This is a genomic window from Bdellovibrio sp. BIS2, from assembly GCF_055398295.1.
In genome coordinates this window covers 2240606-2264262 of the sequence record NZ_AP035879.1, presented here as the reverse complement: position 1 = coordinate 2264262, position 23657 = coordinate 2240606, and the positions used below count along the sequence as shown (strand labels likewise).

26 protein-coding genes and 1 tRNA gene are annotated in these 23657 nt (G+C 49.0%); 19 read left to right on the top strand and 8 right to left on the bottom strand.

From position 1 onward, the window contains the following. The first annotated feature begins 87 nt into the window (after positions 1-87). Positions 88-1278, top strand: a complete 1191-nt coding sequence (locus tag ACZ520_RS10960; protein ID WP_464125473.1) for a SpoIID/LytB domain-containing protein — start codon at positions 88-90, stop codon at positions 1276-1278. On the opposite strand, the gene ACZ520_RS10955 is transcribed toward ACZ520_RS10960, so the two are convergent. Beyond that, positions 1241-3046, bottom strand: a complete 1806-nt coding sequence (locus tag ACZ520_RS10955; protein ID WP_464125471.1) for a methyl-accepting chemotaxis protein — start codon at positions 3044-3046, stop codon at positions 1241-1243. The genes ACZ520_RS10960 and ACZ520_RS10955 overlap by 38 nt on opposite strands. A gap of 641 nt (positions 3047-3687) precedes the next feature. On the opposite strand from ACZ520_RS10955, the gene ACZ520_RS10950 reads away from it, so the two are divergent. The 6 genes from ACZ520_RS10950 (at position 3688) to ACZ520_RS10925 (ending at position 7846) form a co-directional block, all read left to right on the top strand. Continuing rightward, positions 3688-4458, top strand: a complete 771-nt coding sequence (locus ACZ520_RS10950) for a hypothetical protein (protein WP_038449586.1) — start codon at positions 3688-3690, stop codon at positions 4456-4458. Between the two features lie 122 nt (positions 4459-4580). Then, the gene (locus ACZ520_RS10945) at positions 4581-5204 is read left to right on the top strand and encodes a hypothetical protein (protein ID WP_088564999.1); all 624 of its coding nucleotides are present in this window, start codon (positions 4581-4583) and stop codon (positions 5202-5204) included. A 93-nt stretch (positions 5205-5297) separates the two neighbouring features. After that, a complete protein-coding gene (locus tag ACZ520_RS10940; RefSeq protein WP_088565000.1) occupies positions 5298-6176 on the top strand; it encodes a site-specific tyrosine recombinase in 879 nt (292 codons plus the stop codon). 82 nt (positions 6177-6258) lie between these two features. Further along, on the top strand, positions 6259-6498 hold the full coding sequence (locus ACZ520_RS10935) for a magnesium chelatase domain-containing protein (RefSeq protein ID WP_464125467.1): 240 nt from the start codon (positions 6259-6261) through the stop codon (positions 6496-6498). A gap of 39 nt (positions 6499-6537) precedes the next feature. Beyond that, positions 6538-7710: an ATP-binding protein gene (locus ACZ520_RS10930; RefSeq protein ID WP_464125464.1), complete on the top strand. Its 1173-nt coding sequence runs from the start codon at positions 6538-6540 to the stop codon at positions 7708-7710. A gap of 62 nt (positions 7711-7772) precedes the next feature. Further along, positions 7773-7846 (top strand) — tRNA-Cys (locus ACZ520_RS10925). Between the two features lie 34 nt (positions 7847-7880). Here the strand turns inward: ACZ520_RS10925 and ACZ520_RS10920 are convergent. After that, positions 7881-8540 (bottom strand): hypothetical protein, encoded by a 660-nt coding sequence (locus ACZ520_RS10920; RefSeq protein ID WP_464125461.1) that lies wholly within the window; start codon positions 8538-8540, stop codon positions 7881-7883. Between the two features lie 240 nt (positions 8541-8780). Between ACZ520_RS10920 and ACZ520_RS10915 the strand changes: the two genes are divergently transcribed. The 4 genes from ACZ520_RS10915 (at position 8781) to ACZ520_RS10900 (ending at position 10300) form a co-directional block, all read left to right on the top strand. After that, entirely contained in the window at positions 8781-9230 is a 450-nt protein-coding gene (locus tag ACZ520_RS10915; RefSeq protein ID WP_374030462.1) for a hypothetical protein, read from the top strand. After that, on the top strand, positions 9217-9519 hold the full coding sequence (locus ACZ520_RS10910) for a hypothetical protein (protein ID WP_464125458.1): 303 nt from the start codon (positions 9217-9219) through the stop codon (positions 9517-9519). Before ACZ520_RS10915 ends, ACZ520_RS10910 begins: the two co-directional genes overlap by 14 nt. A 126-nt stretch (positions 9520-9645) precedes the next feature. Next, the gene (locus ACZ520_RS10905; protein ID WP_374030460.1) at positions 9646-9927 is read left to right on the top strand and encodes a hypothetical protein; all 282 of its coding nucleotides are present in this window, start codon (positions 9646-9648) and stop codon (positions 9925-9927) included. A 94-nt stretch (positions 9928-10021) separates the two neighbouring features. Further along, positions 10022-10300 (top strand): metal-sensitive transcriptional regulator, encoded by a 279-nt coding sequence (locus ACZ520_RS10900; RefSeq protein WP_417868431.1) that lies wholly within the window; start codon positions 10022-10024, stop codon positions 10298-10300. An 82-nt stretch (positions 10301-10382) separates the two neighbouring features. Here the strand turns inward: ACZ520_RS10900 and ACZ520_RS10895 are convergent, their stop codons facing one another. Further along, entirely contained in the window at positions 10383-11138 is a 756-nt protein-coding gene (locus ACZ520_RS10895; RefSeq protein ID WP_374030458.1) for a hypothetical protein, read from the bottom strand. A 189-nt stretch (positions 11139-11327) separates the two neighbouring features. Between ACZ520_RS10895 and ACZ520_RS10890 the strand changes: the two genes are divergently transcribed. From ACZ520_RS10890 to ACZ520_RS10865, 6 genes are all read left to right on the top strand, one after another. Next, on the top strand, positions 11328-11957 hold the full coding sequence (locus ACZ520_RS10890; protein ID WP_374030457.1) for a hypothetical protein: 630 nt from the start codon (positions 11328-11330) through the stop codon (positions 11955-11957). Further along, positions 11954-12868, top strand: a complete 915-nt coding sequence (locus ACZ520_RS10885; RefSeq protein WP_374030456.1) for a hypothetical protein — start codon at positions 11954-11956, stop codon at positions 12866-12868. Before ACZ520_RS10890 ends, ACZ520_RS10885 begins: the two co-directional genes overlap by 4 nt. A gap of 28 nt (positions 12869-12896) precedes the next feature. Further along, positions 12897-13478 carry a hypothetical protein gene (locus ACZ520_RS10880; protein WP_417868430.1) on the top strand — a complete coding sequence of 194 codons (582 nt, stop codon included), beginning with the start codon at positions 12897-12899 and terminating at the stop codon, positions 13476-13478. Positions 13479-13492: 14 nt separating this feature from the next. Further along, complete coding sequence (locus ACZ520_RS10875; RefSeq protein WP_374030454.1) at positions 13493-13915, top strand: c-type cytochrome; 423 nt, start codon at positions 13493-13495, stop codon at positions 13913-13915. Between the two features lie 80 nt (positions 13916-13995). Beyond that, positions 13996-16074: a copper-translocating P-type ATPase gene (locus ACZ520_RS10870; RefSeq protein WP_464125453.1), complete on the top strand. Its 2079-nt coding sequence runs from the start codon at positions 13996-13998 to the stop codon at positions 16072-16074. 22 nt (positions 16075-16096) lie between these two features. Beyond that, a complete protein-coding gene (locus tag ACZ520_RS10865) occupies positions 16097-16390 on the top strand; it encodes a hypothetical protein (protein ID WP_417868427.1) in 294 nt (97 codons plus the stop codon). 47 nt (positions 16391-16437) lie between these two features. Here the strand turns inward: ACZ520_RS10865 and ACZ520_RS10860 are convergent, their stop codons facing one another. The 3 genes from ACZ520_RS10860 to ACZ520_RS10850 form a co-directional block, all read right to left on the bottom strand. Next, entirely contained in the window at positions 16438-16761 is a 324-nt protein-coding gene (locus ACZ520_RS10860; RefSeq protein ID WP_374030452.1) for a hypothetical protein, read from the bottom strand. Beyond that, complete coding sequence (locus ACZ520_RS10855; RefSeq protein ID WP_464125451.1) at positions 16762-17187, bottom strand: hypothetical protein; 426 nt, start codon at positions 17185-17187, stop codon at positions 16762-16764. Positions 17188-17268: 81 nt separating this feature from the next. Next, positions 17269-20796 (bottom strand): hemagglutinin, encoded by a 3528-nt coding sequence (locus tag ACZ520_RS10850; protein WP_464125448.1) that lies wholly within the window; start codon positions 20794-20796, stop codon positions 17269-17271. A gap of 302 nt (positions 20797-21098) precedes the next feature. Between ACZ520_RS10850 and ACZ520_RS10845 the strand changes: the two genes are divergently transcribed. Beyond that, on the top strand, positions 21099-21251 hold the full coding sequence (locus tag ACZ520_RS10845; protein WP_157678758.1) for a hypothetical protein: 153 nt from the start codon (positions 21099-21101) through the stop codon (positions 21249-21251). Positions 21252-21299: 48 nt separating this feature from the next. Here the strand turns inward: ACZ520_RS10845 and ACZ520_RS10840 are convergent, their stop codons facing one another. Then, entirely contained in the window at positions 21300-21869 is a 570-nt protein-coding gene (locus tag ACZ520_RS10840; protein ID WP_088565004.1) for a class I SAM-dependent methyltransferase, read from the bottom strand. A 63-nt stretch (positions 21870-21932) separates the two neighbouring features. Here ACZ520_RS10840 and ACZ520_RS10835 point away from each other — a divergent pair, with 63 nt between their 5' ends. Continuing rightward, positions 21933-22538, top strand: a complete 606-nt coding sequence (locus ACZ520_RS10835; RefSeq protein WP_088565005.1) for an HAD family hydrolase — start codon at positions 21933-21935, stop codon at positions 22536-22538. On the opposite strand, the gene ACZ520_RS10830 is transcribed toward ACZ520_RS10835, so the two are convergent. Continuing rightward, entirely contained in the window at positions 22535-23614 is a 1080-nt protein-coding gene (locus tag ACZ520_RS10830) for a DUF3943 domain-containing protein (protein WP_464125444.1), read from the bottom strand. The genes ACZ520_RS10835 and ACZ520_RS10830 overlap by 4 nt on opposite strands. Positions 23615-23657: the final 43 nt, after the last annotated feature.

Here is a 23657-nt window from a genome sequence, read left to right as displayed (position 1 = left end):
CATCGCTGGACCACTGTTGGTTTAATAAAGGGGATAAAGCAAGACGCTTTATCCCTATTTTTTTGCTCTACGGACGGAGTAACAACAGTGAAGCTCGTTTTTGCAGCGTTGATCTTCAGCATTGGTTTGGTCAGTTTCACATCAGAAGCCCGCGCGGAAGACAAAGAAATCGTGCGCGTGCGCTTAAGCTCATTGGCGGGGAAAATAGCCTTCACCGGGACAGGTTTGCAGTTTCAGAATCTGACCCAGAATTTTCGTCCTGTTGCCATTCCCAACTCTTCTTCAGCCGAAGTGCGTGTGCTTTCCAAAGGTAATAAAAAAATCTGGGCTCTTCGTATCAATAACCGCGATCCGGAACATCTTTTCACCGACAAGTACCTGATGATTCAGGGACACAATCTGCGCGCGGGCACGCAGGCTCTGCCGGGCCGTGTATTGTTAAATCTGAATTCGGAAAAGCAAATTGATGTGATCGGGGTGATGCCGCTGGATGAATATATCACCGGTGTTCTGGCCAGTGAAATGCCGCTGTCCTGGCCTCTGGAGACCTTGAAGGCTCAGGCGGTGGCGGCAAGATCCTATGCGCTGGCGGTGATCCATGAACGCAAAGACAAAGCTTATCACTTGGAAAGCAGTGTCCTGGATCAGGTGTTTCGTCATGTGGTCGCGGAAGATCGCAAAAGCCCGTTGATTCAAAAAGCTTTGCAGGCGGTGGAGTCCACCAAAGGAATCAAACTTTTGGGGAATAAAGACCGCGTGCTGAAGGCATTCTATCATTCTGACTGCGGTGGCAAAACCACGACGTCCAAGAATGTCTGGAACTATGGCGTGAACACCGGTGTGGTGGTGGACAGCTCTTGTCCGACGAACCCGCGTGGCCACTGGAAGTTGTCACTGACGAAAATGGATCTGCAGAAACGTTTGAAGGTGGAAGACTTCAGTGACTTGCAGTTGGAACGAAATCCTGCAGATCAAAGAATCAAGTCTGTGCGTGTGGCTTTCAATGGCCTGCCGGACAAGGTGATTTCAGCCAATGACTTCCGTCAGGCATTGGGTTTTCAGGATCTGCGCAGTGCTTTGTTTGATATGAAGCAAACCGGGGATCAATTCCTGTTTGAGGGCCGCGGTTTTGGTCATGGCGTGGGTCTTTGTCAGTGGGGCAGTCGTGCTTTGGGGCAGAAGGGTTATACCTTCCGCCAGATCCTGAAGCACTATTACCCGCTGGCCTCTTTGAATCAGCCTACTTTGATTGCCCACGCACCTCAGTCTCAAGACTGACAATAATGGATTTCAGCAGCGAGGATTGTTCCAGAATGGATCCCGCGGCCTCTGAAACTTCAGTCATGTTTTTCTGATTGTCTGACGTCTCTTTTTCAAAATCAGACATCGTGCGCGCTATTTGCGCCAAGCCCACGGACTGCTCTTGGGCGGCGTTGGCGATCTCGTTTGAAAGTGTCGAGACGTTTTTGATCGAGGAGACAATGTCATCCAGAATCGACACGGCTTCATCGGCCCGTTGTTGGCTGGAGTTCACCAGGTCCACATTGGATTTTAAAAGCTCGTTGATCTCTTTCGCTGACGTGGCACTTTTTTGCGCCAGAGCGCGAACGGCATCTGCCACGACGGCGAAACCTTTTCCTTGTTCTCCGGCGCGGGCGGCTTCGACTGAGGCATTCAGTGCCAGCAGATTCGTTTGAAAGGCGATATCATCAATGACCGAGATCGTTTCCACGATCTTTTTGGATCCTTTGGTGATGTCATTCATTGAATTCAAAACACTTTTGATCTGTTTTTGTCCTGAATCGGCAGAGTCATTGGCTCTGCGGGCCATCTCAGAGGCTTCTTTGGAATTGTCAGCACTCAGGTTCAGCATGCTGTTGATTTCCTCAATTGCCGCAGCCGTTTGTTCGACGGCCGCCGCCTGATGGTTGATGCGGCTAAATACACTCGTGGTGATTTCATTTAGGTGAGAGCTGATGGAACCTGACGATTCGGAGCTTTCCTTCAGTTTAAGAACCGAAGCCAGAATGGTCTTAATACTTTTATGAATACTAAGCCCGATGATGACTGAAATCAGAATCGAGAAAAGCAACGCAATACTGGAATAGGTGAGAGAGCTTTGTCGTCCGGCCTCCAGGGTCTTGAGACGGCTTTCAAGCAAGACATCCATTTCATTTACACTAGAGTGCCAGGTTTTGAACGATTGCTCCAGCGCCTGATTGGCGTCAGTAAAGTACTGATCTTTGCTGACTGCTTCACCACGGGACAGAGCGCGCAGGCTGTCGATCATTTTCCTGGTTGGGACGGCAAGAGCGTCTACGGTGGCGGGCAGATTTTTCTGCAGGCTTTCCGATGTACCATAGAAGTTCTTGTCTTCATTGATGGCGGTTTGGGCATCGGCGAGCACGCGGTTTAAGTCAGATTCTTCCAGCTGGCTGGCGTACAGAGCGGCTTGGATCCGGGTTGCTTGTGAAGTCTCACTGGTAAAGAACTGGTCGCTGTTGTGAAGAATGGTTTGAATACGGTCTTGCATCTGAGGTAAGGCCAGCAGGGTGATGTCCATCACATAGTAACTGTCCAGATCCGGATCCAGGATCAGATTGGAGATGTCCCCCAGGTGAGCAATGGATGTCTTGACGGATGAAATCGCGTCATTCCAGTTCTTGGCTTCAATCTGCTTTGACAGATATTCGAAGCTTGCGTTTTCGCGTTTGCGCGCGGCAAGGTTGTGATCGTCAAAGAGCAGCAAGGGGCCGACTTCGGCGTAGATCTTGTTGAGCTCGGTCATCTTGGTTTCAAGATTGGCGGTGGACTTTTGTTGTCGGGCAAGATCGATATGCCATAGGACTTCTTCGTAAGGTCGCTGCAGCCTGGTGCCCAGTTCTTCTTTTTTGGTGAAGTCGATGTTCACGGTTTCTGATCTGTACATGAAGACCGTCAGGACGATGATCGGTACAGCGAAGACGATGATGTTAAGAAGGAGCTTTATCTGCAACGGGATCTTTTTCATGATGAACCACTCGTGATGTTGTAAAAAAATCTTCATTACAATCGGTAAAATTATGAGGTGCCGCAGAGGTGAGTTGGTCCAGATTTGAATATTGTAAGCAGATAAGTGGTCGATTTTTTTCAGGTTCGGAAAGTGGTTTTAGCCCGCTTGGGGGATTGAGTAATACGAGGCAGGAGATTTTGTTTGTGGCTGGAAAAGTGAGGAAGTGGGAAGTGCTCTGCTATGGCAGAAAGAAGAAATAAAAAAAGGGCTGTGTAAAGCCCGATTCAAGAGAGTGTACTTTTGGTTCTTTTGGAAGTTCTAAATATTAGAACGCCAAGAAAACGCGGGCTGCAAACATGAATACTGCGCCCAGGATCAATGCGTTTGTTGCTGTGACTGTCATCTATAATTCCTTGTTTAAATTGATACATCCCATTTCGGTAAGATGAGGGAAAATCTTAAATATTTCTTTTTTCGTCGAAGTTTTAGGCGGCTCAGGATGTGACAGTGGTGCCCCTTTTGCGCACCTTCCTCAAGGATTAGACGATTACGGGTGTTTGTACCACCCTGAGATTAGTCGAAAAAGCCCCGTTGGATCATATAGTTAGGTCGTTTTGGTAAGGTTGGCACACGCATAGCAATAGAGTCTTGGTGAGAGGTCCATCAATCAACCGGACCTTTTAAGTGAGGCTGATATGAAAACATTCAACTCTAAACTGATCTTCCTGCTGGCGGCGTTCTCTTTGATGGGCGTTGGTTGCGGTAAGAGCAATCAGTTCCAGACTGGATCCAACACCAACACACCAGTTGTTGATGGCGGAGTTGATGGCAGCGTACCAACTTCCCCAGATGGTTCTGGTTCATCTTCTTCCGGATCCACTTCTGGCAGCAACACGGTTGATTTCGTACCGACATCATTTACTGAGTTCAGTAACTATGTGGCATCTCACCCGCTGAACAATCCATCCAACTATAAGTTGACCGTGGATTTGCAAAAGCTTGAGAGCGGCCGTTATGCCGGTTCTGTAAAGATCTCTTATGTGGATACAGGTTATCAGTATCAAGGTGTGTTTGAATCCGGTTCCGGCACCAATCAGAAGCTGAGCGGTCTGCAGGACAACAACATGCTGGAGTACAACTATAACTACTGGTTCAAATACGGCAGCAAGACAGTGTTCAGCGCTTACTTCCAGGATGCTCAAGGTGCGATTGTCCTGATCGTGGATAACGTAGTGAACCAAGGTGACGGTCAAGGCGGCGGATATGTAACAGGTTCTGTATACTACAAGAACTTCGCACAGTCCTACGTACAACAGTCTCCATACAGAAAATGCTGGTACATCCGCTCTGGTCCATATAACTGCCGCGCTTCCGCAGTAATTGACAAGACCAGCCTTTACCCAGCAGACGGCTTCAAAAAGCTTGGAACATTCTCCGGCTTGGCGAAATCCGCAGCGTTTAAATAGTCGGCCCCGGCCGGCAGAGCTCGGGCCTGCGCCCGGCAGAGCTGGAACGCCGGCAGGCGTGAAAGCTGAAGCAGCTTAAGAACTTTTAAAAATGAATTTATTAATTAACCAGGAGAGAGAAAATGGAAGGACTTAACAACAAAACTTTAAGTTTTCCAGCAAAGACAATCACACGAGCTTTCGCAGCGCTGGGAATGGTACTGGCTTTAGCAGCCTGCGGTAAAGGCGGAGGCGGCGGGACAAACACCAATGTGGGTTTGAACTGTCTGTCGCAAGCTTGTGGAAATATCACAGCACCGGTTGTGCTGACGACGTTCCAGTCTCAGTCTTCGACAAGCAATCCAGAGATCATTTTGCAAAACATGCAGATCATCGTTTCAGCGAACCTGATCCAGCAAAATGCCTCCGGTAACAACTATAATAACTACCAGGGGCCGATTGCGATCCAGGGGCAGATGGTTGTGACCAAGCAAATGGTGGATGTGGATACAATCACCGGGGCTCAGTTGACTCCGTGTGTTTTGCCAGCAGGAACTTACAATCTGCAGACTTTGACGACAGGAACCATGGGCTTGGCGGGCGGCGATGTGAATGTGCCGGCAATGCTGAGCAACGTGGGTAACATTGAAGTGAAAATCGAAAACGGTCAGTTGTTCACTTCTGGAACCCGCCTGTTCGCAAAAGTTTCTGTGACCAGAGTGAATGGCTATGTCTGCTCTGGCAGATTCTTCGGCTCCTTCTACTAACCCTTATCAAATCCAAATAAATGAATCACCAAGCCCCGGGGAAACCTGGGGTTTTTTCTTGCGTATGGATGAAAGTCTGGGTCTAATAGGGGTATGGAACTACCTCTTTGGATCGACTTCTTTGATGAACTGCAAAATGTACGAGGACGCTCCCAGAATACGGTGATGGCATATCGCCGCGATTTGGAACTTTATCTTGAGTACCGTAAAACCGGTAAAACGGTGCCGGGCTTCTATGAGTTTATGAAGAAAAATAAACTCTCCACACGCTCTCAGGCCCGCGTAATTTCTTCTTTGCGCACTTACTTCAAATTCTGTGAAACCCGCGGGATGAAGTGCCCGGAGCTGCGTGAACTTCGTCCACCAAAAGTGAAAGTGGGCCTGCCAAAGGTTCTGACGCCCCAAGAGTTCCAGCAACTTTTTGATGCGGCAGAAGTGCCGGATGCCGTGAAAACCGCGCGCAACCAACTGACGTTGTTGTTCCTGTACGGTTTGGGCTGCCGTGTGTCTGAATTGATTGGTCTGAATGTGGTTGATTTCAACCAGACAGACCGTTGGATCAAGGTTTTGGGTAAGGGCAATAAAGAACGCCTGGTGCCTTTGACTGAAAAACTGGCAGAAAATCTGACTGTTTATTTGAAGGAACATCGTCCGACGCTGATGAAAGAAAACAGCCCGTCGATTCTGATCAACGATCGTGGTCATCGTCCGTCCCGCGTGGATGTATGGAGATGGCTGGCGGCGTGGTCGGCTCGCGCTGGTTTTGCTGAACCGGTGAATCCGCACAGATTCCGTCATGGTTGTGCGACCGCGCTTCTGGAAAGCGGAGCGGATCTTCGTTCGATTCAGATGTTGTTGGGGCACGCAAGCATCCAGACAACGCAGATTTACACGAATGTCACGACCAACACGATGACCAAAACCATCGAAGAACACCATCCGCTTTCGCAGATGGTTGATGCGGATAAATAATCCGGCTTTCGAAAAGGCTCCTCTCTGAGGGGCCTTTTTTATTTGTTCTATAGCGGGCCCGAACTTGCTTTTGGGCCCTGTCATGAAAATCCAATCACTTATTCGAAACAACGACCGTCTGGTGCCCGTGGAGGTGGAGCTGAGCTTCGTTCCGGGGTTGCCACAAATTCAATTCTTAGGTTTGCCGGATCAGGCGATTAAAGAAAGCATCCACCGGATCAAAAGTGCCATTCGCAATCAGGGGTATGAATTCCCGAAAGCGCAGCAGATTCTGGTCAACTTGCGCCCTTCGCATTTAAAGAAAACTTCGCGGGGGCTGTAGCTGGCGGTGGCTTTGGGCATCTTGTGGGAAACAGAGCAGGTGCCTAAGCCCTTGGATGGGGAGGCTTTGGTGTATGGTGAGCTTTCTTTGGGCGGAGAAGTGTTCGAACCAGGGGATCTGCATGAAGACTTTGATCCTGAAGTTCCACTGACCGTGTGGACCGGAGACGGTGACGGGCGTTCTTCCCCCTTTGCGCGGTCTTGTTTGCGTGAACTAAAATCCGTGACGGCTCCTGAGATCGTGGCCCATGCTCCGCGCGAGTATCCGATTGAGCGTCCTTCCTTCGGTCTTGATCTGGAGTTTCCAGAACGTCAGGCCAAGCTTTTAAAACTTGCTGCCATTGGTGAGCACTCTGTGTTGCTGGCTGGGCCTGCGGGTTCGGGAAAAAGCACGATCGCCAAGGCCCTGCATGCGTTGCTGGCAGCTCCGACTCAGAAAGAGATGCATGAAATTCGTCAGAACAACAAAGGCGGGGCTGAGGCTCCGCTTTCCTGGCGTCCGTTGGTGCATCCTCATCATTCCACAACGCCGCTGGGGTTGATCGGCGGGGGCGTTCCGCCATTTAAAGGCGACATCACCCGGGCGCACAAGGGGATGATGGTTTTGGATGAATTATTGGAGTTCAACCCGCGCGCGCAAGAGGCGTTGCGAGAACCCATGGAAGACTTCCGCATCCGCATTCGTCGCGGAAGGTACGTGGAGGAACATCCGGCGGACACCCTGGTGGTGGCGACCACGAATCTGTGCCCTTGCGGGGATTGGGTGCCGCAGACGAAGGTCATCTGTGGGCGCTCGATTAAGAAGTGTCATTCCTATATGGAGCGCCTGTCGGGGCCCTTGGTGGATCGCTTTCAGATCACCTTCTTTACTCGCAAGCGGGAAGAGGGCGGGACCGTCACCGGGATCAGTCTTTTAAAAGAGCTGGAAGAGGTTCGGGCGTTTAGGGCCGCCATGGCCGGAAAAGATCCTCGGTTTTTAAGGGTGGCTGCCCGCTGGAGTTGGGAGGAGCTGACCCAGGATCTGCCGGGGTTTTATATGCGGGAGCTGTTCCCAAAAGAGCTGTCCTCCCGGCGCAGGGAGCTTGCGACGCTCCGGGTCGCAAGGAGTCTGGCGGACCTGATGAAGGCTGAAAAGCTTCATCCGCTTCATGTTGAGGAGGCCTTAAAGATCACCCACCTTCCGTTTGAAGCTTTAAAACGACTTGGGGGATAAATATTGACTTAAACGGGGGGAAGGATTAGTTTGGTCCTTCCTTCGCATAAGTAAATGCACATGGTGATGTGGCCGAGGGGTTAGGCTCAGCTCTGCAAAAGCTGCTACAGCGGTTCAAATCCGCTCGTCACCTCCAACTTTAAACCCGCTTAACAGCGGGTTTTTGCGTTTTAAGCCCCTTTGGAATTTAGAGCGGACATGAATTTTTTAACGTAGGTCTCTGATACCCCAGTGGGCATGATTTTCATCGCGAATAGCAGGACGAGCCAGGACTGCTGATAACCAATGTTGATTTTAGTCCTTTGTTCGGAAAGCTCAACTCGAATATCAACGATCAGGCTCGATCTTCCTCGGATCAAAGTGACGCTGTCAGTTTTAGTAATATCAATCCGCATCGCTTTCTCATTTAGTATATTTAGAACTTGTTCTTGGGTGAGGGGTTTGTCGCCGGTGTACCGCCAATTCCAGACTGAAATTCCTCGTCTTAAAGACATCGCGTTGGCGTTGACTACAATAATGACCAGTAGAATTAGCGTTAGATTTGTGTTGTCCGTTATTTTCCACCCGTTTATGAAGAGAGTTGCGAGTCCGCCTAGCATGGCGTAGTGAATCGGAGAATAGTAGGCCTTATTCTTTCGATAGGTAAAGCTTTGGTCAGTAGCGCCCACAAAAATCCATGTAAGCACGGCAAAGAGTAGAAGCAGTTCAAATATATCTGCGCTAAGCTTTGACGGATGGTGCTCCCATGCAGCCACGACGAAATAGATGATTGTGGCAGCTAAGGCCGCCCATCCTATAATATTAGCTAGTGTGAAGAAAGTACGCTTCATGGTTTGCTCCGCTCGCGCTCTGTTTGATCTAAAAGATAGCAGGGCCCATGCCGAAGAAATTGAGCTTCTGGTGCTCTTAAAATGGATTTGGTACATTTACCATTCTTTATTCTTAGAACTTATTTTAAAGGTTAGGAAGGGGCGTTGGCCTAGCAAGCGTTGGGGGGCTCTATTCTCAGAATGGTCCATTGACTGAAACTTGGTTGGGAATGTTCTAAACAGGTCGATATCCTAAATCATATGACGATGGTGCCAAAGTACTTATTGGATATGCCTGCGGCAGGAATTGCCGGAGTAAAATTTCGAAATGATTTTGTAAAGTGGGACGATATTCGGTCTGTCGCTATAAAAGGCGATCATCTGGTGTTACGTCGAAAAGGGATGGTTGTATCAATGTGGGTGCCGTTGATGCCATCTCAATATCAAAGATTCCGGAACCAAGTATTGGAATTTGCTCCATTAGAAAGTGAAGTCCGAACTTTGCTAAAAGAACGCATGGAATGTCCGGTACAACCTCAAATTGTTAAGGTCATCTTTGCTCTGATTCTATTGATTACCGCAGGAGTATTCATTGTTGCCTGGGCCTATAAGGACAAGTTGAAAGAGCATTTGGAGGAGCAAGTTAGCCCCCTATACGCACATAAAGGCGATAACCCGAGTAAGGGAGCAGGACAATATGGTCAACTTTGAAAAAGAAGCTAAAGTTCAAGCTTGGTTTTTGGGTATGCCAGTTATTTTTGGCATACCGGCATTATTCATTCCGTATTTTGGGATAGAAGGATCCGTTCCGGCGGTACTGCTCTTTCTCGGCGGCTGGTTTGTGCTAGCCTCAAAGGTAAATTCTAAGCTTAGAAGTCGAGTGTTAATTGAATGGGGGCCTCAGAGAATGCTTCCTCGGGAAAAGCACAGATATTTCGTCGGTTATCTTCTAATTGTTCTCGGTGTTTTATTAATTCCAACGGTAAATTACTTTCTTTAAGAGTGGAACTCGCCTCCATTGCTGTTCGGCAATTCTCCTTTCGTTTTTACTATAAATAGAATTGTATTTGCGATGAGATGTAAAAGCAGTTACAGGATGGTCTACATTTTTAAAAAAAGGATTATTATGAAAACAGTGATCGTTGTTTCTGCCATTCTTTTCGCACAAATCTCCTCTGCTGCAAATCTGACAAAGGCTGATTGTGAATTGATACTGAGTATTCCCGAGGTGACTGAAGAATATCGCCAGGCTGAATATAACAAATGTCTTGCTGAGATTTCTTATTCAATCGACGAACAAATGACCTGTGCAAATCACTGTGATTTGTTGGTTCAGTATGGTGCTGCAGATGAGCAGTTTGGACAGTGTGTGAGTGATTGTCTTGATATGAACAGATCCTGCCAATAGATTTCTTGAAGACGGAGACTTAAAAGCTGAACCTGCTTGCTATCACGTGCTTTTTTGAAGTATGGTCCGTGCAATTTACAGCAAAGAGGTGTTTATGGCCAAGACAATTGAAGGAATGGATCATAGCTCAGGAAAGCGACGTCTGACAAAGGTGAGAGGTCAAATCGACGGTATCATCAAAATGATAGATGAACGACGTTATTGTCCTGATATTTTGATACAACTCAGAGCTGCATCAAAGGCATTGCAAGCTGTAGAGGCCGAGATCATGCAAACACACATTCATGGTTGTGTGCAAACCGCAATTAAATCTCGAAATGAAAAAGATGTGACGACCAAAATCAATGAAATTATGCTTTTAATTAAACGATAGGTTGATGATCAGGGTGTTGAATCTAAATGATAAGACCTGCAATAAAATAAAAAAGGGGCGCCAACAGGCGCCCTTTTTATTGCTATTTAATGACAGTGACGGACAGCGGGATTGTTTTAAGTGTCCCTCTGTCTATAAGCTGAATCCAGATTCTATAGTCACCATGGGTTGGGAATGTGGCGTGAAGCATGCCTGAGTTTGGACGGGATCCTTCCATTGGATGAACGTGAATTAGTTCATCACCGTCTGGTGATACGGCAATGACATGGGCGAATGCGCCAAGGTAAGGCGAGATTTCAGGAGTCAAACCATCCTGTCTTGAAACGACAAAATTCAGCATTGTCATTTTGCCCGCTTTGACCTGATTTTTTGCAAGCTCTACGACTGTACCGTCATGGGCAGACTTTCTGACGTCGCCCAGGGGTTTTGTCGGATTCTCCGGTGTGCCACCTTGAGTTTGTGCTTTTGTGAAAGTTGAAAATTCGGTGCCATCATTCAGTTGCCCTTGGGCCCAGATGAAGTAGGTGCCATTTTTAGGCAGTTCCAGTGTGGAGTTCCACGTTGTTCCGTCAAATGTGGGATGAGTGTGGTTGAACTCCTGCAAAGCCTGGTCATATACGATCATATGAAGTTTTTTTGTGTGAGTTTCATCCAGATCAGTGTCGCCCACAGTTCTGGCTGCCTTGGCATCAAATATTTTAAATGGAAATGAAATCTTCCCTGCAGTCAGAGGTCCCTGAATTTCGGGTTCGATTGAGAATCTCTCTTCGGATTGTCCGTGGGCCATGGCCTGACTTGTGCTGAACAGAATCGCCAAAGAAAAAATTAACTTTGTCATACGCATCTCCATAGGTTTCTTGGTTGTTCAAATCTAGATACCCCAGGCGGGTATAGAAAATCGAGAGAAATAGCAATGCGTCATTGCTGGTGAAAGCTAAAGGGAGATTGTTTTTTGTAACAAATCGGACTGTTGACTTGATACCCCCTACGGGTATAGCACCATGGCCTTGTTACAAAAGGGGGAAGCTTGAAGAAGATTTATGCGATATTTCTGTTGATCAGTTCATTTGTGCTGGCATCTCTGGCCGCACATGGGAGTCATAAGGCGGGCAGCAGTGTCAGGGTTCCAGAATCCACAGACTACCGGGCCATGACTTTGCGGATCAGATCTGTCGGAGAGTTTTCCATTCCTTTCCCGGGGGTTCAGAGCTCTATTAAATATCATTTTGACTTTGATAAACCGGTCTATGATCTGCCAATGGTCTCGGATCATCATGTCGGTCTGAATGAACGGTTTTTCTATAGAATGTTCTGGGATCGTGTTTTGTTTAAAGATGGTTCCTTCCTAGAAATCAACGGTGAAAAGTTGCCACTGACCTGTGTATTCATAGACGGGCAGGACAATCGATTCAGCAATGAAAACCCTTCCCCGTTGTTCCCCGAGTTCGTGGTCAGGGTTTATCTGGTCGCCAATGACTATGCCTGCCAAGGTCCAAAAAGAGCTGGCTGGCCACAGATTGGTGGGAAAGAGGAAAGTTGGGACACGTATTTGTACTTTGAAATCAGGGACCCCACCATCATGCTGCCGACAGAGGCAAAAATTCGTTATCGTTGGAATGAATACCACCTGGTCTTGGTGGACAGAGGTGAAAAATGAAACATGTATGTTTCCTTGCGCTAGTTTTTGTTTTTGGCTCATCTTCTCTGGCGGCCCCGTCTTGGTTCCCTCTGCCAAAAGAGGCCTACAAGTTCGGACAGCTGTATCCTGAAGCACAACAACTTCTTTATGCTTTTGATTATGGTCATGCTCTTGTTTACGAAAGACTTTTGCATAACAAAGGACAGATTAAAAATCCCAAAGAATTTGAGCGGCAGATCCTGCGTGATATTACCGAGATTCTTAAAAATCCCCCGAAAGTGAAGGTGGATGAAGACGATATTGCGCCAGAATATGTCTTTACCTTTCCTCTGATGGTGAATGCCTTTGACTGGTCTCACATGCTTCACCAGTTCGTTCTGGACGTTCTGGCAACCTCTGAGGATCGCGGGCCGGCAATGAATAAACGGGTTCACGAGATCTTCAGTCAATACAAAGCGAATCAGTACTTGGCTATCACAGACGTGTGCAAAACAATGCTCTTTATGGACGGGCACTACTTTTCAAAAGACTTCAGAAGGACTTATCCAAGTTTCAACTTGCTGATCTGGTCTTATCACTGGTTCCAGATCCGACTGTATGAGGCCTTGATGAAGCCGACAAAGCAACAGAGAGATCTGGCGGTCGGTCAGACGGTTGATGAGTTCTGGAATCTCATCAGCGACCTGCCGGATTCTGCTGAGTTTGACATGATGCCAGAGACACGCAAAGAGGCCCCGACATTCTTTGCTCAGTTCCCGCTGATTTCTGCCTCATTTGATAACAACCATATGTTGCATGATATTGTTTCAGATATTTTGTCTTCCGCGAAAGTGCCCAAGGAAAAAATGAGAAGTCTGGGCGTGGAGTACGGAAGGATGGCCCTGGATCCACTTTCTTTCAGATCGAATCAGTGCAGTGCTTATCCATAGTTTTTATTCAATTGTTAAAGGAGTTTATATGAAGAAGATTTTTTTGGTTTGTTTGATGTTCTTCCTGTCACTTGATGTAGTTGCTCATGAGAATGGGCCAGGGGTCAGTAATGCGAAAGTGGCGGAGTTGGCCGCGCATCGAATTGATCGCCTTGTGACACTGGGGAAGATTGATGCCTCGTTTATGGGCCGCCTTGATAAAATGGAGGTTGTTGTCGTGAACAATCCGCCTGTTTACTACATGGTTGTTGTAAGTCAGACACCACCGACGCAGGGAGCTCCATTGCAGCTTGAAATTTCTTTCGATGATGATGGCAAACCGTTGTCTTACAAAGCAATTCCTGGTGGCGTGGCTGGGCCTGACTACGGCTGGTCTGTCAAAGATGCGGTTTCATTGAGTGAGAATGCGCTTCACTATGTGCTTGAGAACACCAACGATGCCCGGGTCGCTTTTTTTGACAAAGGCCTTAAGTCCTTTGAGATCAAAAAAGGAACCTGGAATGGACAGGAGGTCGTTGTGGGGAAAATGACATCAGATCTGTCAGCGGAAAATTTGCTGGTATATCTGACTCTTGATGGGTCTTTTGTCGCAGCTGAATTTGTTAACTAAAGGTGTTGAGGGCTATGATTGGCTTTTTCTGCGCTTTGCTGGTGAGTGCTGTGCTGTTAGGCTGCAACCGTCCTGCTGAAAGTGATCGTGGGGGCGAGAATTCAAAGTCTGAGGTGGACTACTCAGTTCCACGGCCAGAACCATTGCCAATCGAGCCGACCTTTGAGTCAATTGACCGCTATGTCTTTCAACGGTCCTGCGTTGATTGTCATAATCCTTCCGGGTCCGGCAAGCGCGTTCCTTTGGATAAAGAATCTCTGTTGGATTCTCCGTTGGAGCTGGTCATTCCTTTCAACTCAGAGGAGTCGGGTTTGATTATCTCTCTAATCAGAGAAGACTCCAAAGGGATGCCACCGTTGAGTGACGGGTATGCTCCTTTGACCTCTGAACAAATCAATGTCATCCGCAGGTGGATTGACCGAGGGGCGAAAGATTAAAGCTGGGTCTTTCGCAGGCCTGCGAACTAACAGATTGCGCGGTGTCGGCCTGTAAGGAACTATTTCTTAGGGGTACTTCAATGATGGCGCATCATCACGACCACCATTCTGTCACGCACGAGCAGACTGCTTCCGGGGAAAAAACGAGTTCTTCCCGGAGGTCTTCGAAACCAGCTCATAGTCATGATTCCCATTTGGAAATGGTGGATGATTTTCGCAGCAGATTCTGGGTGTGTCTTTTTCTGACCCTTCCGATTCTTATCCTTTCGCCTATGATTCAGCATTTCGCAGGGCTTGGCAGTGCTCTTCGTTTTCGCGGTGATTTGTATGTCAATTGGGCTCTTTCGTCCTTTGTGTTCTTCTATGGTGGGTATCCGTTTTTAAAGGGATTTGTCCATGAACTAAGGATGAAATCTGCAGGGATGATGACCCTGATCGCCATCGCCATCAGCACGGCCTACGTCTATTCGACAGCGGTTGTTGTGGGGCTGTCCGGGACGGAGTTTTTTTGGGAGTTGGCGACCCTGATCGATATCATGCTGCTGGGGCATTGGATTGAAATGAAATCCATCTTGGGTGCCTCAAAATCATTGGAAGAGCTGGCAAAGCTGATGCCTTCAAGTGCTCACAAAATTGCGAGCGATGGCCTTGTTCGGGATGTGCTCATTGGGGACTTGGTGCCCGGGGATCGTATCTTGGTGAAGCCCGGTGAAAAAATACCCTCCGACGGCATTGTGGTGGACGGAATATCATCTGTGGATGAATCCGCATTGACAGGAGAATCCAAGCCCGTCGCCAAAGAAGAAGGTGATGAGGTCATAGGGGGAGCCGTCAATGGGGAAGGCTCGCTGACGCTTCGGATCCATAAGGCCGGGGCCGATTCATACCTTAATCAGGTCATTGAACTTGTTCGTCAGGCTCAGGAAAGCAAGTCAAAGACGCAGGATCTGGCCAACCGGGCTGCGTCTGTTTTGACATTTGTGGCCTTGGTGGGAGGTGTGCTGACACTGGTAGCATGGTTGGCATTGTCAGAGCAGAGCTTGGCATTTGCAATCGAACGGGCGGTCACCGTGATGGTGATTGCATGCCCTCATGCTTTGGGTTTGGCAGTCCCTTTAGTCGTGGCGGCATCGACCTCCATTGCTGCGACCAGTGGTTTGCTGATCAGAGATCGGGCCGCTTTTGAACGTTCGCGGAATGTGAACGCAATAGTCTTTGATAAAACGGGCACACTCACTGAGGGGCGATTTGGTGTTACAGATATAATTTCATTTGGAGAGAATTTTCCAAAAGGTGAGGTGCTTTCTCTTGCGGCGGCGATCGAGGCCCATTCTGAACACCCCATTGCCAAAGGGATAGTTGCTTCGGTGGATGCCACCCGGCCGGTGTCTTCCTTCAGGGCGGTTCCAGGCAAGGGGGCCATGGGGGATGTCGATGGAAAAAATGTTCTTGTGGTGAGCCCTGGATATCTTCGTGAAAATCAGATGCAGATTCCGAAGTCAGCTCATAAGGATTTGGACCAACTTTCTGTGCAGGGAAAGACGGTTATCTTTGTTATATGCAATAAAGAGCTGATCGGTGCGATCGCATTGGCCGACGTAATCAGAGCGGACTCGAAGAAGGCAATTAACATTCTTCGGGATCAGGGGATAAAGTGCATGATGCTGACTGGTGACAGCCGACTGGTTGCTAAGTGGGTCGCCGATGAGATTGGTCTGGATGAGTATTTTGCGGAGGTTTTGCCTCATCAGAAATCTGAGAAGATTTCCGAGGTTCAGAAGCGGGGAATGATTGTGGCAATGACTGGCGATGGCGTGAACGATGCTCCGGCGTTGGCACAAGCGGATATTGGGATTGCGGTCGGAGCTGGCACTGACGTTGCCATAGAGACGGCGGACATCATTCTGGTTAAAAGCAATCCAAAGGATATCGTCGCGATTATCACTTTGGCCAAGGCAACTTACAGGAAGATGATTCAGAACCTGTGGTGGGCCACGGGATACAATATTGTCGCGATTCCTTTGGCAGCAGGTGCTCTTTATAAAATGGGAGTCGTTCTGAATCCGGCGGTGGGGGCAGTGCTTATGTCGGTGAGTACTGTTATTGTTGCCTTTAATGCCAGATCATTAGGGATTTCAACTGAAAACGAAAGTTCATAAATTAACTTGAAAGGATCATCGTATGAAGACGTTTATGAGAAGCTTTATTGTTGTATTGGCCTGTCTGAGTTTTGAGACCTCTATTGCAGCTGATCAGAATAAAGAGCATCATTCTGAAGAAAAGGGGATGCCAATGAAGGCAAAAGGTTCCGGGATGATGGATATGCATGAGATGATGAGTCAGTGTATGAAAATGCATAATGATGAAAAGATGTGCGGTCACCAAACAATGGAAGAGTGCAAAGGCAAGATGGCTCATGCGGAGTGTGAAAAGATGATGAAAGCTGGACCTGCTCCAAAAAAACAGAAAAAGTAAGGCGCCCCGGGGTGTGGTAGCTGGCTGCGGTGAGAGGCTTGCTTTGTCTATTCTGTTTTTTTGGAAGACTCCACAGCCACCAAATGAAAATCCGACCAGCGGGTTTTCATCAGCCATTGAATTGATACTGCGTGGGCCAGGATTCCCCCGAACATCATCAGGAACCACATGATAAACAGCGGCCCCAGAGGCATATTCCTTTGAATTTCTTCCGGCGTGGTGCCGGGTTCTGGGGTGGGCATAATAAAGAACATCAGCACGCCCGTGATGACCATCACGGGGATCATCAGCACCATCATTCGCCATGACCAACTGACAAGAATTTTAACGGCTCTTTCAAGGGTGACTTCGGTGGTTTGCATGGCGTCCATTTAACTCGCTTTCGGGATGTTTTCCTGCTCTGGTTTGTCTGTCGGGTTTTTCTTTAAATAATCCAGCGCGCGGATGCAGGCGATAAAGCTGCAGATGAAGATTACGGCAATTGCCAGGCCTCCGACACCCGTGTGTTTGATCGTGTACACACGATCGCCCAGATACACGATCAGGGCCATCCATCCCGCTGTTTTGGAATGCTCCGAGATAAAGTAGGCCAGCACCCCATAAATCAGAGCGCTGCCCCAGGCGTCTTTTGCCAGGGGAATGTCGATGATCTGGTACTTGTACAGAAGACTGAGTGTCAGGCTCATGGCAGCGATAAAGATACAAATCCCCACAGCTCGCTTTACAAGGGCCTCGGCGTCGATACGATCGTTGATTTCTGGCCAGAACAAAGTTGGCGGCTTGCGCTTCTGCTCCATAAATCCTCCGCATGTTCTTATCGGCCGAATACTAAATTATTTTATGTTTTCTAATGAACTTACTAAATTGAGACGCCGACATTACAATGGCGTCGGGAACAGGGCGGTTTTAAGAATTCGCTTTTTAGTTGTATCCAGCAACAGCAATCCCAGCGGAGTGATCTGAAGGGTGATCGGGCGGAAGGTTGAAAGACGCGACGGCAGAACCCAGCCTGTCGTAGGAATCTGCACGAAGCCCTCATCCGGATGCGCGGCCCACACTTGGCCCTGAGTGGTGCCTTCGGTGTGTGTGACGAAATAGCTCCAGCCCGTGGCCGTGTCATGAACGGCATGGTTCCACGAGGCAATGGTGGGCTTGTTCGGCAATGCCGCGAAGTTGGTCAGGTCGTAGATTTTAGGATTGGCGGATTCGGTAGCGATGGTGACCTTACGCAGTCTCCATCCATCAAAAATCAGCAAGTCTCCATCGGCATTGGCCTGCAGGCCCGAGATATCGCTCAGGTAAGCACCCCAGGCATTTTGGCCGTGATCTGTCGCCACATAGTTCGAAGCGCCGGCGCCGCCGACGACGGGTTTGATTTTGCCGGTGTCTTTGTCAGATTCAAAGATCCACAAATTGGCTTCATCCAGCAAACCCGACGAACCATAGAAATACAGTTTGTTATTCGGAAGGAACGTCGCAATTTTGCGGTAAGAGTGCAGGTTGTATCCGGTGTTCGTGGTGTTGAACTGACCGACATCAACGGCGGGATAAGCGCTGGAGGCGGGCGTGGCATGATAGTAAGACGGGCCCACGGTCAGATTGTATTCCAGGGTGCTGGCATCCCAGGTGCTCATGCCGTAAGAGCTCCACAGGTTGGCCGGGGTGCCTGCGATTTGCGAGAAAGCAGCAATGCCGGTTCCAGAGATCGTTAACGAGGCATAGGCCGAACTGTTACCCGCCGAGGCATGATAACCTGTGGCAATGTGATCAATGGTTTCAGATCCGGGGACAGAGGTATTGATGTGCAGACGTCTTAGATGGCGGGGGCCTCGTACATACAGGTACTGAGAAGCAGGTTCATATGCGATGCTTGAAATCTGGGTGAAGGCCGTTTTGGACGGGTCTGTGCCGTTTCCGAAGGTAAAGAACGGAACCCCCGCGACCATGGAGTTTGTGAAAGCGCCACTGTCATCCACAACTTTAAAAAGTTCGTTCGTGGTGGTGGAGAAGGCATAAATAAAGTCTTTCGCCGCGCCCATATAGAAAATGGTCGACATGTTTTTGTAGTGCTTGTCCAGATTGAAGGACGCCGACCATGTTTCCGTCGCCAGATCGAAGTAGGCGAGCTTGTTGCCCTCGTATTGAGCCCGAAGGCAATAAAGTTTGCCAGGTAATCCGGCCACCTGCGTGCAGCGGTTAAAGAACGTGTTCCACGTGCCCGTGGTCATGCCCACTTGGGCAATTTTATACTTTCCGTAAGCGGCCTGTTTGTGCAGCTCAAAAGTGGAACCGTTGATCTGAACCCAGATTTTATTCAAGTCAGGTCGAAGCAACGTCAGATAAAGATCCGATGTCGGGCAAGGAATCGGAGAAATATCCGCCATCGTATCAACAGCTCCCATGGTGCCACAGGTGCCAGGGGTCCCCATGACCAGCACCGGATTTTTATCGGCAGAGTTGACGTCGACCATCCAGAAGGCCTCATTTGAGAAATAGAACAGATGGCCCGTTTTCACATATCTGATGCTGGAGGCTTGCTCTTTATTCAGGACCAGGCTGTTGATTTTAATTTCCGGCAGAGTCTTGCTCCACAGAACGGCCTTGTCAGAGATGCGAATACGGAACAACTGCGAACAAGGCAGGCTTAGCACCAGCATTTCATCAGATTCGTTGATGTCCAGAATCATGGGGCTTGAGAACTTTCCGTTGGCGGGGTCACAAGCCGGGCTGAATGGTTCACCCATCCAGGTGGACACCAAACCCGTTTCCGAATTCACCGTCGAAATGCTGTTGAATTTGGTATAGTAAATTCGATTCAGAGAGTCCGCAAAGAAGCCATACATCCCCGTTGTGGCGTTGGCGGTCAGATCCGCAGCATTCATGTGCACGCCGTTGCTTAAGTTCCCCGGTTCACCGACCAACACAGTCCATTGTGAATTCACTGCATTGGAAATCGCACTGGTCACAACACCGGCGTCTGAAACGCAGGATATCAGAATTTTTAAAGGTGTCGTGGCACTGACGGTCTGTCCCGTGGGGGTCTGAGAAGGCACCACCCAGGAATGATTCCCGGTGGTGGCACTTAAGTTGTTCGGGCGATTTGTGGATATGGTGTGGAAGCTGATGCCATCATCAACGGTGTATTGAATCAAACTGATCGGGTTTGTCGCCAACGGGATGGGCCCGGCCCCCGGACTGCAGGACCATTCGATATTGACGGTAGCACCTGAGGCATAAGTTTGTCCGCCCACAGGCGAAGTCAGATATACCAACGGGGGATTGCCAAGGTCCAGGGTCACAGTGTCTGTCAAAGTGTTGCTGACGGTGCCTGCGGCGTTTCTGACTTGTGCATAGATTGTTTTTAAACCGCCAGGATTTTTCAGAGTGGTTGTACCCGATGCGGAATAAGGGACCCAGGTGGCGTCAGAAAAATCTGCAAGCTCAGAAAATCTCATGCCGGTGATTGCGGCAAAAGCTGACGATGCGGTCATTTGGGTTGTGGTGTAAGCAAGACCGATAGTTGCCGCGTTGTTGGCAATAGTGAAGCTTGACAGGGTGACGGTGCCGGAATCCACAATCCAGTTATAGATTATCGGACTGCTGACATTCCCAGCCGTGTCTTTGGCGCGAATCGAAAAGCTGTGTGCCCCTTGGGATAAAGAGGCATAGGCCTGCCCGGACACGCAGTCAGCATAGTCGTCGGTGTCGATTTTGCACTGATAGCCGTCAAAGACCCCACCACCGGTTTCGGTGTTGGTAAAATTGAACGTGGCTGAGGCGCTGGTGGTTGCTGTGGCCGGCTTGCCAGTGATTTGTACAGCAGGTGGAGTCAGATCCACAGTCCAGGTGTAGGTGTATTCTGCTGACTGATTTCCGGCCTCGTCCACGGCTTTGATGGCATAGGTGTGAACGTCTTCAATCAGGCCCACCAAAGGCACAAGCGGGCTGCAGGTTTCAAAACTTCCTGCGGGCTGGGTCAGGCTTGTGTGTTTGCACTGATAACCTTTGATGGGCGATGTGACATCAGCGGCCGCAAAATTAAAGAGCGCCGTGCTGGAGTTGTTCAAGGCTGTGGGGTTTTGCGTGACTGTCAAAGACGGCAGATCCGTGTCGACAGTCCACTGGAACGAGGACTCACCAGCCAGGATGCCTTGTGCTTCGAAAGACTGCACTTTGAATTCGTGGGCACCGTGTGAAAGTCCACTCAGGTTTTGCGGGCTGCTGCAGTCGTACCAGTCGCTCTGATCCAGAGAACACTTGTAGGACTTGATCACACTGTTGGCGGCTTTGAAATGGAAGGTCGCCGAAGTGGAAGATGAAAATGCCGTGGGCTTTTGTGTGAAAAATGGTGTTGAAGACTGGACGTCAGAAATTTCAAGCTCAGCCGTACATGCTGAAAGGATCATAACAAAAAATAAGAATCCGCCCGGCAACAAGGTCGGTCTTAAATGTGATAGATTCTTCAGGAAATACGTGCCTTTAAACATCTTTACTCTTATCGGTGGCACGCTCGGAGTTTGAAGAAGAATCCTTAGGCAAACTGAACATTAGTGTTCCGCAGGGTCTGGCTCTGTTTCAAGGTGATACACACTCAAGGCGAGTGACGGCGAGCAAGTCATACAGACGTTTTTTTAAATCTCAGAAATAAAGACGCAATTTAGAGACATCCTTGTGTTGGCGTTTACACTCAGACGAAAAGGAGGTCGCTATGAAAGGCACCAAAAGCTCAAGCCGCTCTGGCAAACAAAGCCGTTCGTCCACATCTTCGGGTAAAAGCTCCGGCCGCTCTGGTAAGCAGACAGGTCGCAGCTCTTCCAGTTCATCACGCTCCCGTGACGAGAGTGAACAGGACGACGAATAGTCTGTGAAATAATCTGGCATCAGGCCAGAAGGGAACCCGGGGATGCTCTCACCGGGTTCGAAACTCCCACATCTGAAGCTGGGCTTTCAAATCTGCACCGTAACTGGTTTCGGTGCGTTCCAAATCAAGCCCTGCCTGGGTGGCCGCGAGGGTGATTGCTTCTTCGCTGTGAATGTGATTGGCGGGTGGTGCAGACTCGGTGTGGACTTCGGATAAATATAAAATGCCGTTATTTACAAGCACCGCCGCCGCTTGTCTGAACAAGTGGGGAAGATCCTTGACAGGTTCGGCTACCAGACTTGTGACAACTGCAGAAAACTGATGCGGGCTGAAATCCTGAAAAGTCAAAAAGTCCCCGTGAATCATTTCCACATTGTGAGATTCGATAAAGTCCCGGGCTTTGGATATTAAATCCAAAGAAGCCTCGATGCAGGTGACTGTGTTGCCAGCATCCACGAGGCTTTCCGCCAGATGGCCATGCCCCCATCCTACCAGAAGAACGGTTTGGTTTTGCAGATTTTGCCAGAAGGCGGGAAATGCCGTGGCATCCGCCTCAAGCAGGACCTGTTGCGGGCTTTTTGGAGCTTCAGAATAAGGGGACTCATGTGTGGGTTCCACGTCATCTAGTCTGGAAGGACACGTGAGGTTCCGTCAACGGCCAATCTGTGATATCGTCAATGTATGTCGGCACAAGCAATCTTTTTGGATATTGGTGGAATTATTCTGGAAATCAACTGGCGTAGGACAGTGGAGGCTTTGGGGATTTTTGATCGAGCAAAACAGGATCAGATATGGTCGGTGTTAGGAAGTGCAAAAATTCACTTTGAGCTGGAGCGGGGAAACGCAACTCCGGACGAGTTCTTTTCCTTTGTTCGAAGTGAATTAAGGCTTTCTGCCGAGACCCCGTTGGAATTCGCCTGGAATAAATTGATTCTGGGAACTTTGCCGAATGTGGAGCAGATTTTTGATCGTTATGCTGGAAAGGTTCCGTTGTATGCCCTGTCTAATACCAATCTTCCGCACTATGATTATTTTATGAATCAGTTTCCGGTCATGAAACGATTTGATCGGATTATGACCAGTTTCGAGCTGGGGCATCGAAAGCCGGATGCCGAAATTTATCTGTCCGCCGCTGCCCAGGTGGGATTGCCACCGTCATCCATCGTCTTCATCGACGACAGCCCCGCCAACGTGGACGCTGCGGAAAAGCTGGGATTCAGATCATTTCATTCGGTGAATTCCGTGCCTGCCACCCTGGAAATCCTTCAGCGGCAGTTTTCGCTTTAGAATTTAAACTGCAATTCAAAGCCCCAGACCGGAGCGCGCTCGACAGAAGGGTGGCCGCCAGCACCTGTATGACGACGCACAACCCAGCGTGCACTGGCACTTTTAATGACCTTGCTGCCAAAGAGTTTGTTCATCTGATCACTGAACGCGCCCATAGGGTTCATCAGAACAATCAGCACAGAGCCGAGCTTTTTTGAACCCCAGACTTTCCCGCCATTTTTCTGAATCTTCAGTTCCGCGCGATAGAACAGCTCACCCATAATTGATCCGATGATGGGGGTGATGAACAAGTCCTGAATAGAGGGCTTTTCAGCGAAGGCTTCAACTCCGTATTCCCAGAAGAATGTGGACATCAAAACAGAATATCCGAAAGAACCCATCGGTCCTACGCCAGCGTGACGGGCCACCTGGTAATAAATGGCACCGGAATAGGGGTGACCGATGTAGTTGATCGCCCAGTCGTCTTTGTCCACCACCGGGCCGTCCTTGACATTTTCCTGCCAGTTCTTGCCAAGGTTTTTCATTTTTTCTTTGTCCCAGTTGGTTACGCTTTCAGGCATCATGTATAACAAGCCTGCCACACCCACGGCACCCAAGGCCACATTGCGGGTGCTGGTGTAAAGGTCGGATTGATCCGAGGTCAGTCCGCTGATATCCACCTCGCGCTGCCATTCAATTTCATTGGACTCGCGCAGCACCATCACGCTGGCAATAGGTTTCGTGTTGTCCTGCACACAAAGTCCACGCACGTCGTTGACGGCTTTCATGTTTCTGTTACCGGTCAACTGGTCTTGAATCTTTTGGCAGGCCTCCTGATCCCGAGTGTCCACCATAATCAGCTGCCCTTTGATCAGCCGCTGTTTGCGATGTTCTTCGGCGCGCATTTCCTGACTGATTCGTTCGATATCGGCTTTGGTAAAATACTTTTGATAAGGGTTTTCTATGAGTTCTGCCACAGGATCTTTGGCCGCCGGAACGGACTGATAAAACGGCTCGGGTGTTAAATTACTGGCAGGGTTACGAAAATTGCTGGCGGCAGCTCCTTGCAATTGCAAAAGAGCCAGCCCAAATGCCATATATCGCATTAGAGAGATCATAGAACCTCACTTCCAGAGACAC

What these genes read in the sequence shown, in the direction of transcription:
- ACZ520_RS10855 (WP_464125451.1), bottom strand. Translation starts at nt 17,187, where the DNA reads ATGGAGCAGAAGCGCAAGCCGCCAACTTTGTTCTGGCCAGAAATCAAC.
- ACZ520_RS10940 (WP_088565000.1), top strand. Translation starts at nt 5,298, where the DNA reads ATGGAACTACCTCTTTGGATCGACTTCTTTGATGAACTGCAAAATGTA.
- ACZ520_RS10870 (WP_464125453.1), top strand. Translation starts at nt 13,996, where the DNA reads ATGATGGCGCATCATCACGACCACCATTCTGTCACGCACGAGCAGACT.
- ACZ520_RS10935 (WP_464125467.1), top strand. Translation starts at nt 6,259, where the DNA reads ATGAAAATCCAATCACTTATTCGAAACAACGACCGTCTGGTGCCCGTG.
- ACZ520_RS10835 (WP_088565005.1), top strand. Translation starts at nt 21,933, where the DNA reads ATGTCGGCACAAGCAATCTTTTTGGATATTGGTGGAATTATTCTGGAA.
- ACZ520_RS10885 (WP_374030456.1), top strand. Translation starts at nt 11,954, where the DNA reads ATGAAACATGTATGTTTCCTTGCGCTAGTTTTTGTTTTTGGCTCATCT.
- ACZ520_RS10875 (WP_374030454.1), top strand. Translation starts at nt 13,493, where the DNA reads ATGATTGGCTTTTTCTGCGCTTTGCTGGTGAGTGCTGTGCTGTTAGGC.
- ACZ520_RS10860 (WP_374030452.1), bottom strand. Translation starts at nt 16,761, where the DNA reads ATGGACGCCATGCAAACCACCGAAGTCACCCTTGAAAGAGCCGTTAAA.
- ACZ520_RS10920 (WP_464125461.1), bottom strand. Translation starts at nt 8,540, where the DNA reads ATGAAGCGTACTTTCTTCACACTAGCTAATATTATAGGATGGGCGGCC.
- ACZ520_RS10950 (WP_038449586.1), top strand. Translation starts at nt 3,688, where the DNA reads ATGAAAACATTCAACTCTAAACTGATCTTCCTGCTGGCGGCGTTCTCT.
- ACZ520_RS10880 (WP_417868430.1), top strand. Translation starts at nt 12,897, where the DNA reads ATGAAGAAGATTTTTTTGGTTTGTTTGATGTTCTTCCTGTCACTTGAT.
- ACZ520_RS10945 (WP_088564999.1), top strand. Translation starts at nt 4,581, where the DNA reads ATGGAAGGACTTAACAACAAAACTTTAAGTTTTCCAGCAAAGACAATC.
- ACZ520_RS10900 (WP_417868431.1), top strand. Translation starts at nt 10,022, where the DNA reads ATGGCCAAGACAATTGAAGGAATGGATCATAGCTCAGGAAAGCGACGT.
- ACZ520_RS10850 (WP_464125448.1), bottom strand. Translation starts at nt 20,796, where the DNA reads ATGATCCTTTCAGCATGTACGGCTGAGCTTGAAATTTCTGACGTCCAG.
- ACZ520_RS10895 (WP_374030458.1), bottom strand. Translation starts at nt 11,138, where the DNA reads ATGACAAAGTTAATTTTTTCTTTGGCGATTCTGTTCAGCACAAGTCAG.
- ACZ520_RS10905 (WP_374030460.1), top strand. Translation starts at nt 9,646, where the DNA reads ATGAAAACAGTGATCGTTGTTTCTGCCATTCTTTTCGCACAAATCTCC.
- ACZ520_RS10955 (WP_464125471.1), bottom strand. Translation starts at nt 3,046, where the DNA reads ATGAAGATTTTTTTACAACATCACGAGTGGTTCATCATGAAAAAGATC.
- ACZ520_RS10915 (WP_374030462.1), top strand. Translation starts at nt 8,781, where the DNA reads ATGACGATGGTGCCAAAGTACTTATTGGATATGCCTGCGGCAGGAATT.
- ACZ520_RS10910 (WP_464125458.1), top strand. Translation starts at nt 9,217, where the DNA reads ATGGTCAACTTTGAAAAAGAAGCTAAAGTTCAAGCTTGGTTTTTGGGT.
- ACZ520_RS10830 (WP_464125444.1), bottom strand. Translation starts at nt 23,614, where the DNA reads ATGGCATTTGGGCTGGCTCTTTTGCAATTGCAAGGAGCTGCCGCCAGC.
- ACZ520_RS10845 (WP_157678758.1), top strand. Translation starts at nt 21,099, where the DNA reads ATGAAAGGCACCAAAAGCTCAAGCCGCTCTGGCAAACAAAGCCGTTCG.
- ACZ520_RS10865 (WP_417868427.1), top strand. Translation starts at nt 16,097, where the DNA reads ATGAAGACGTTTATGAGAAGCTTTATTGTTGTATTGGCCTGTCTGAGT.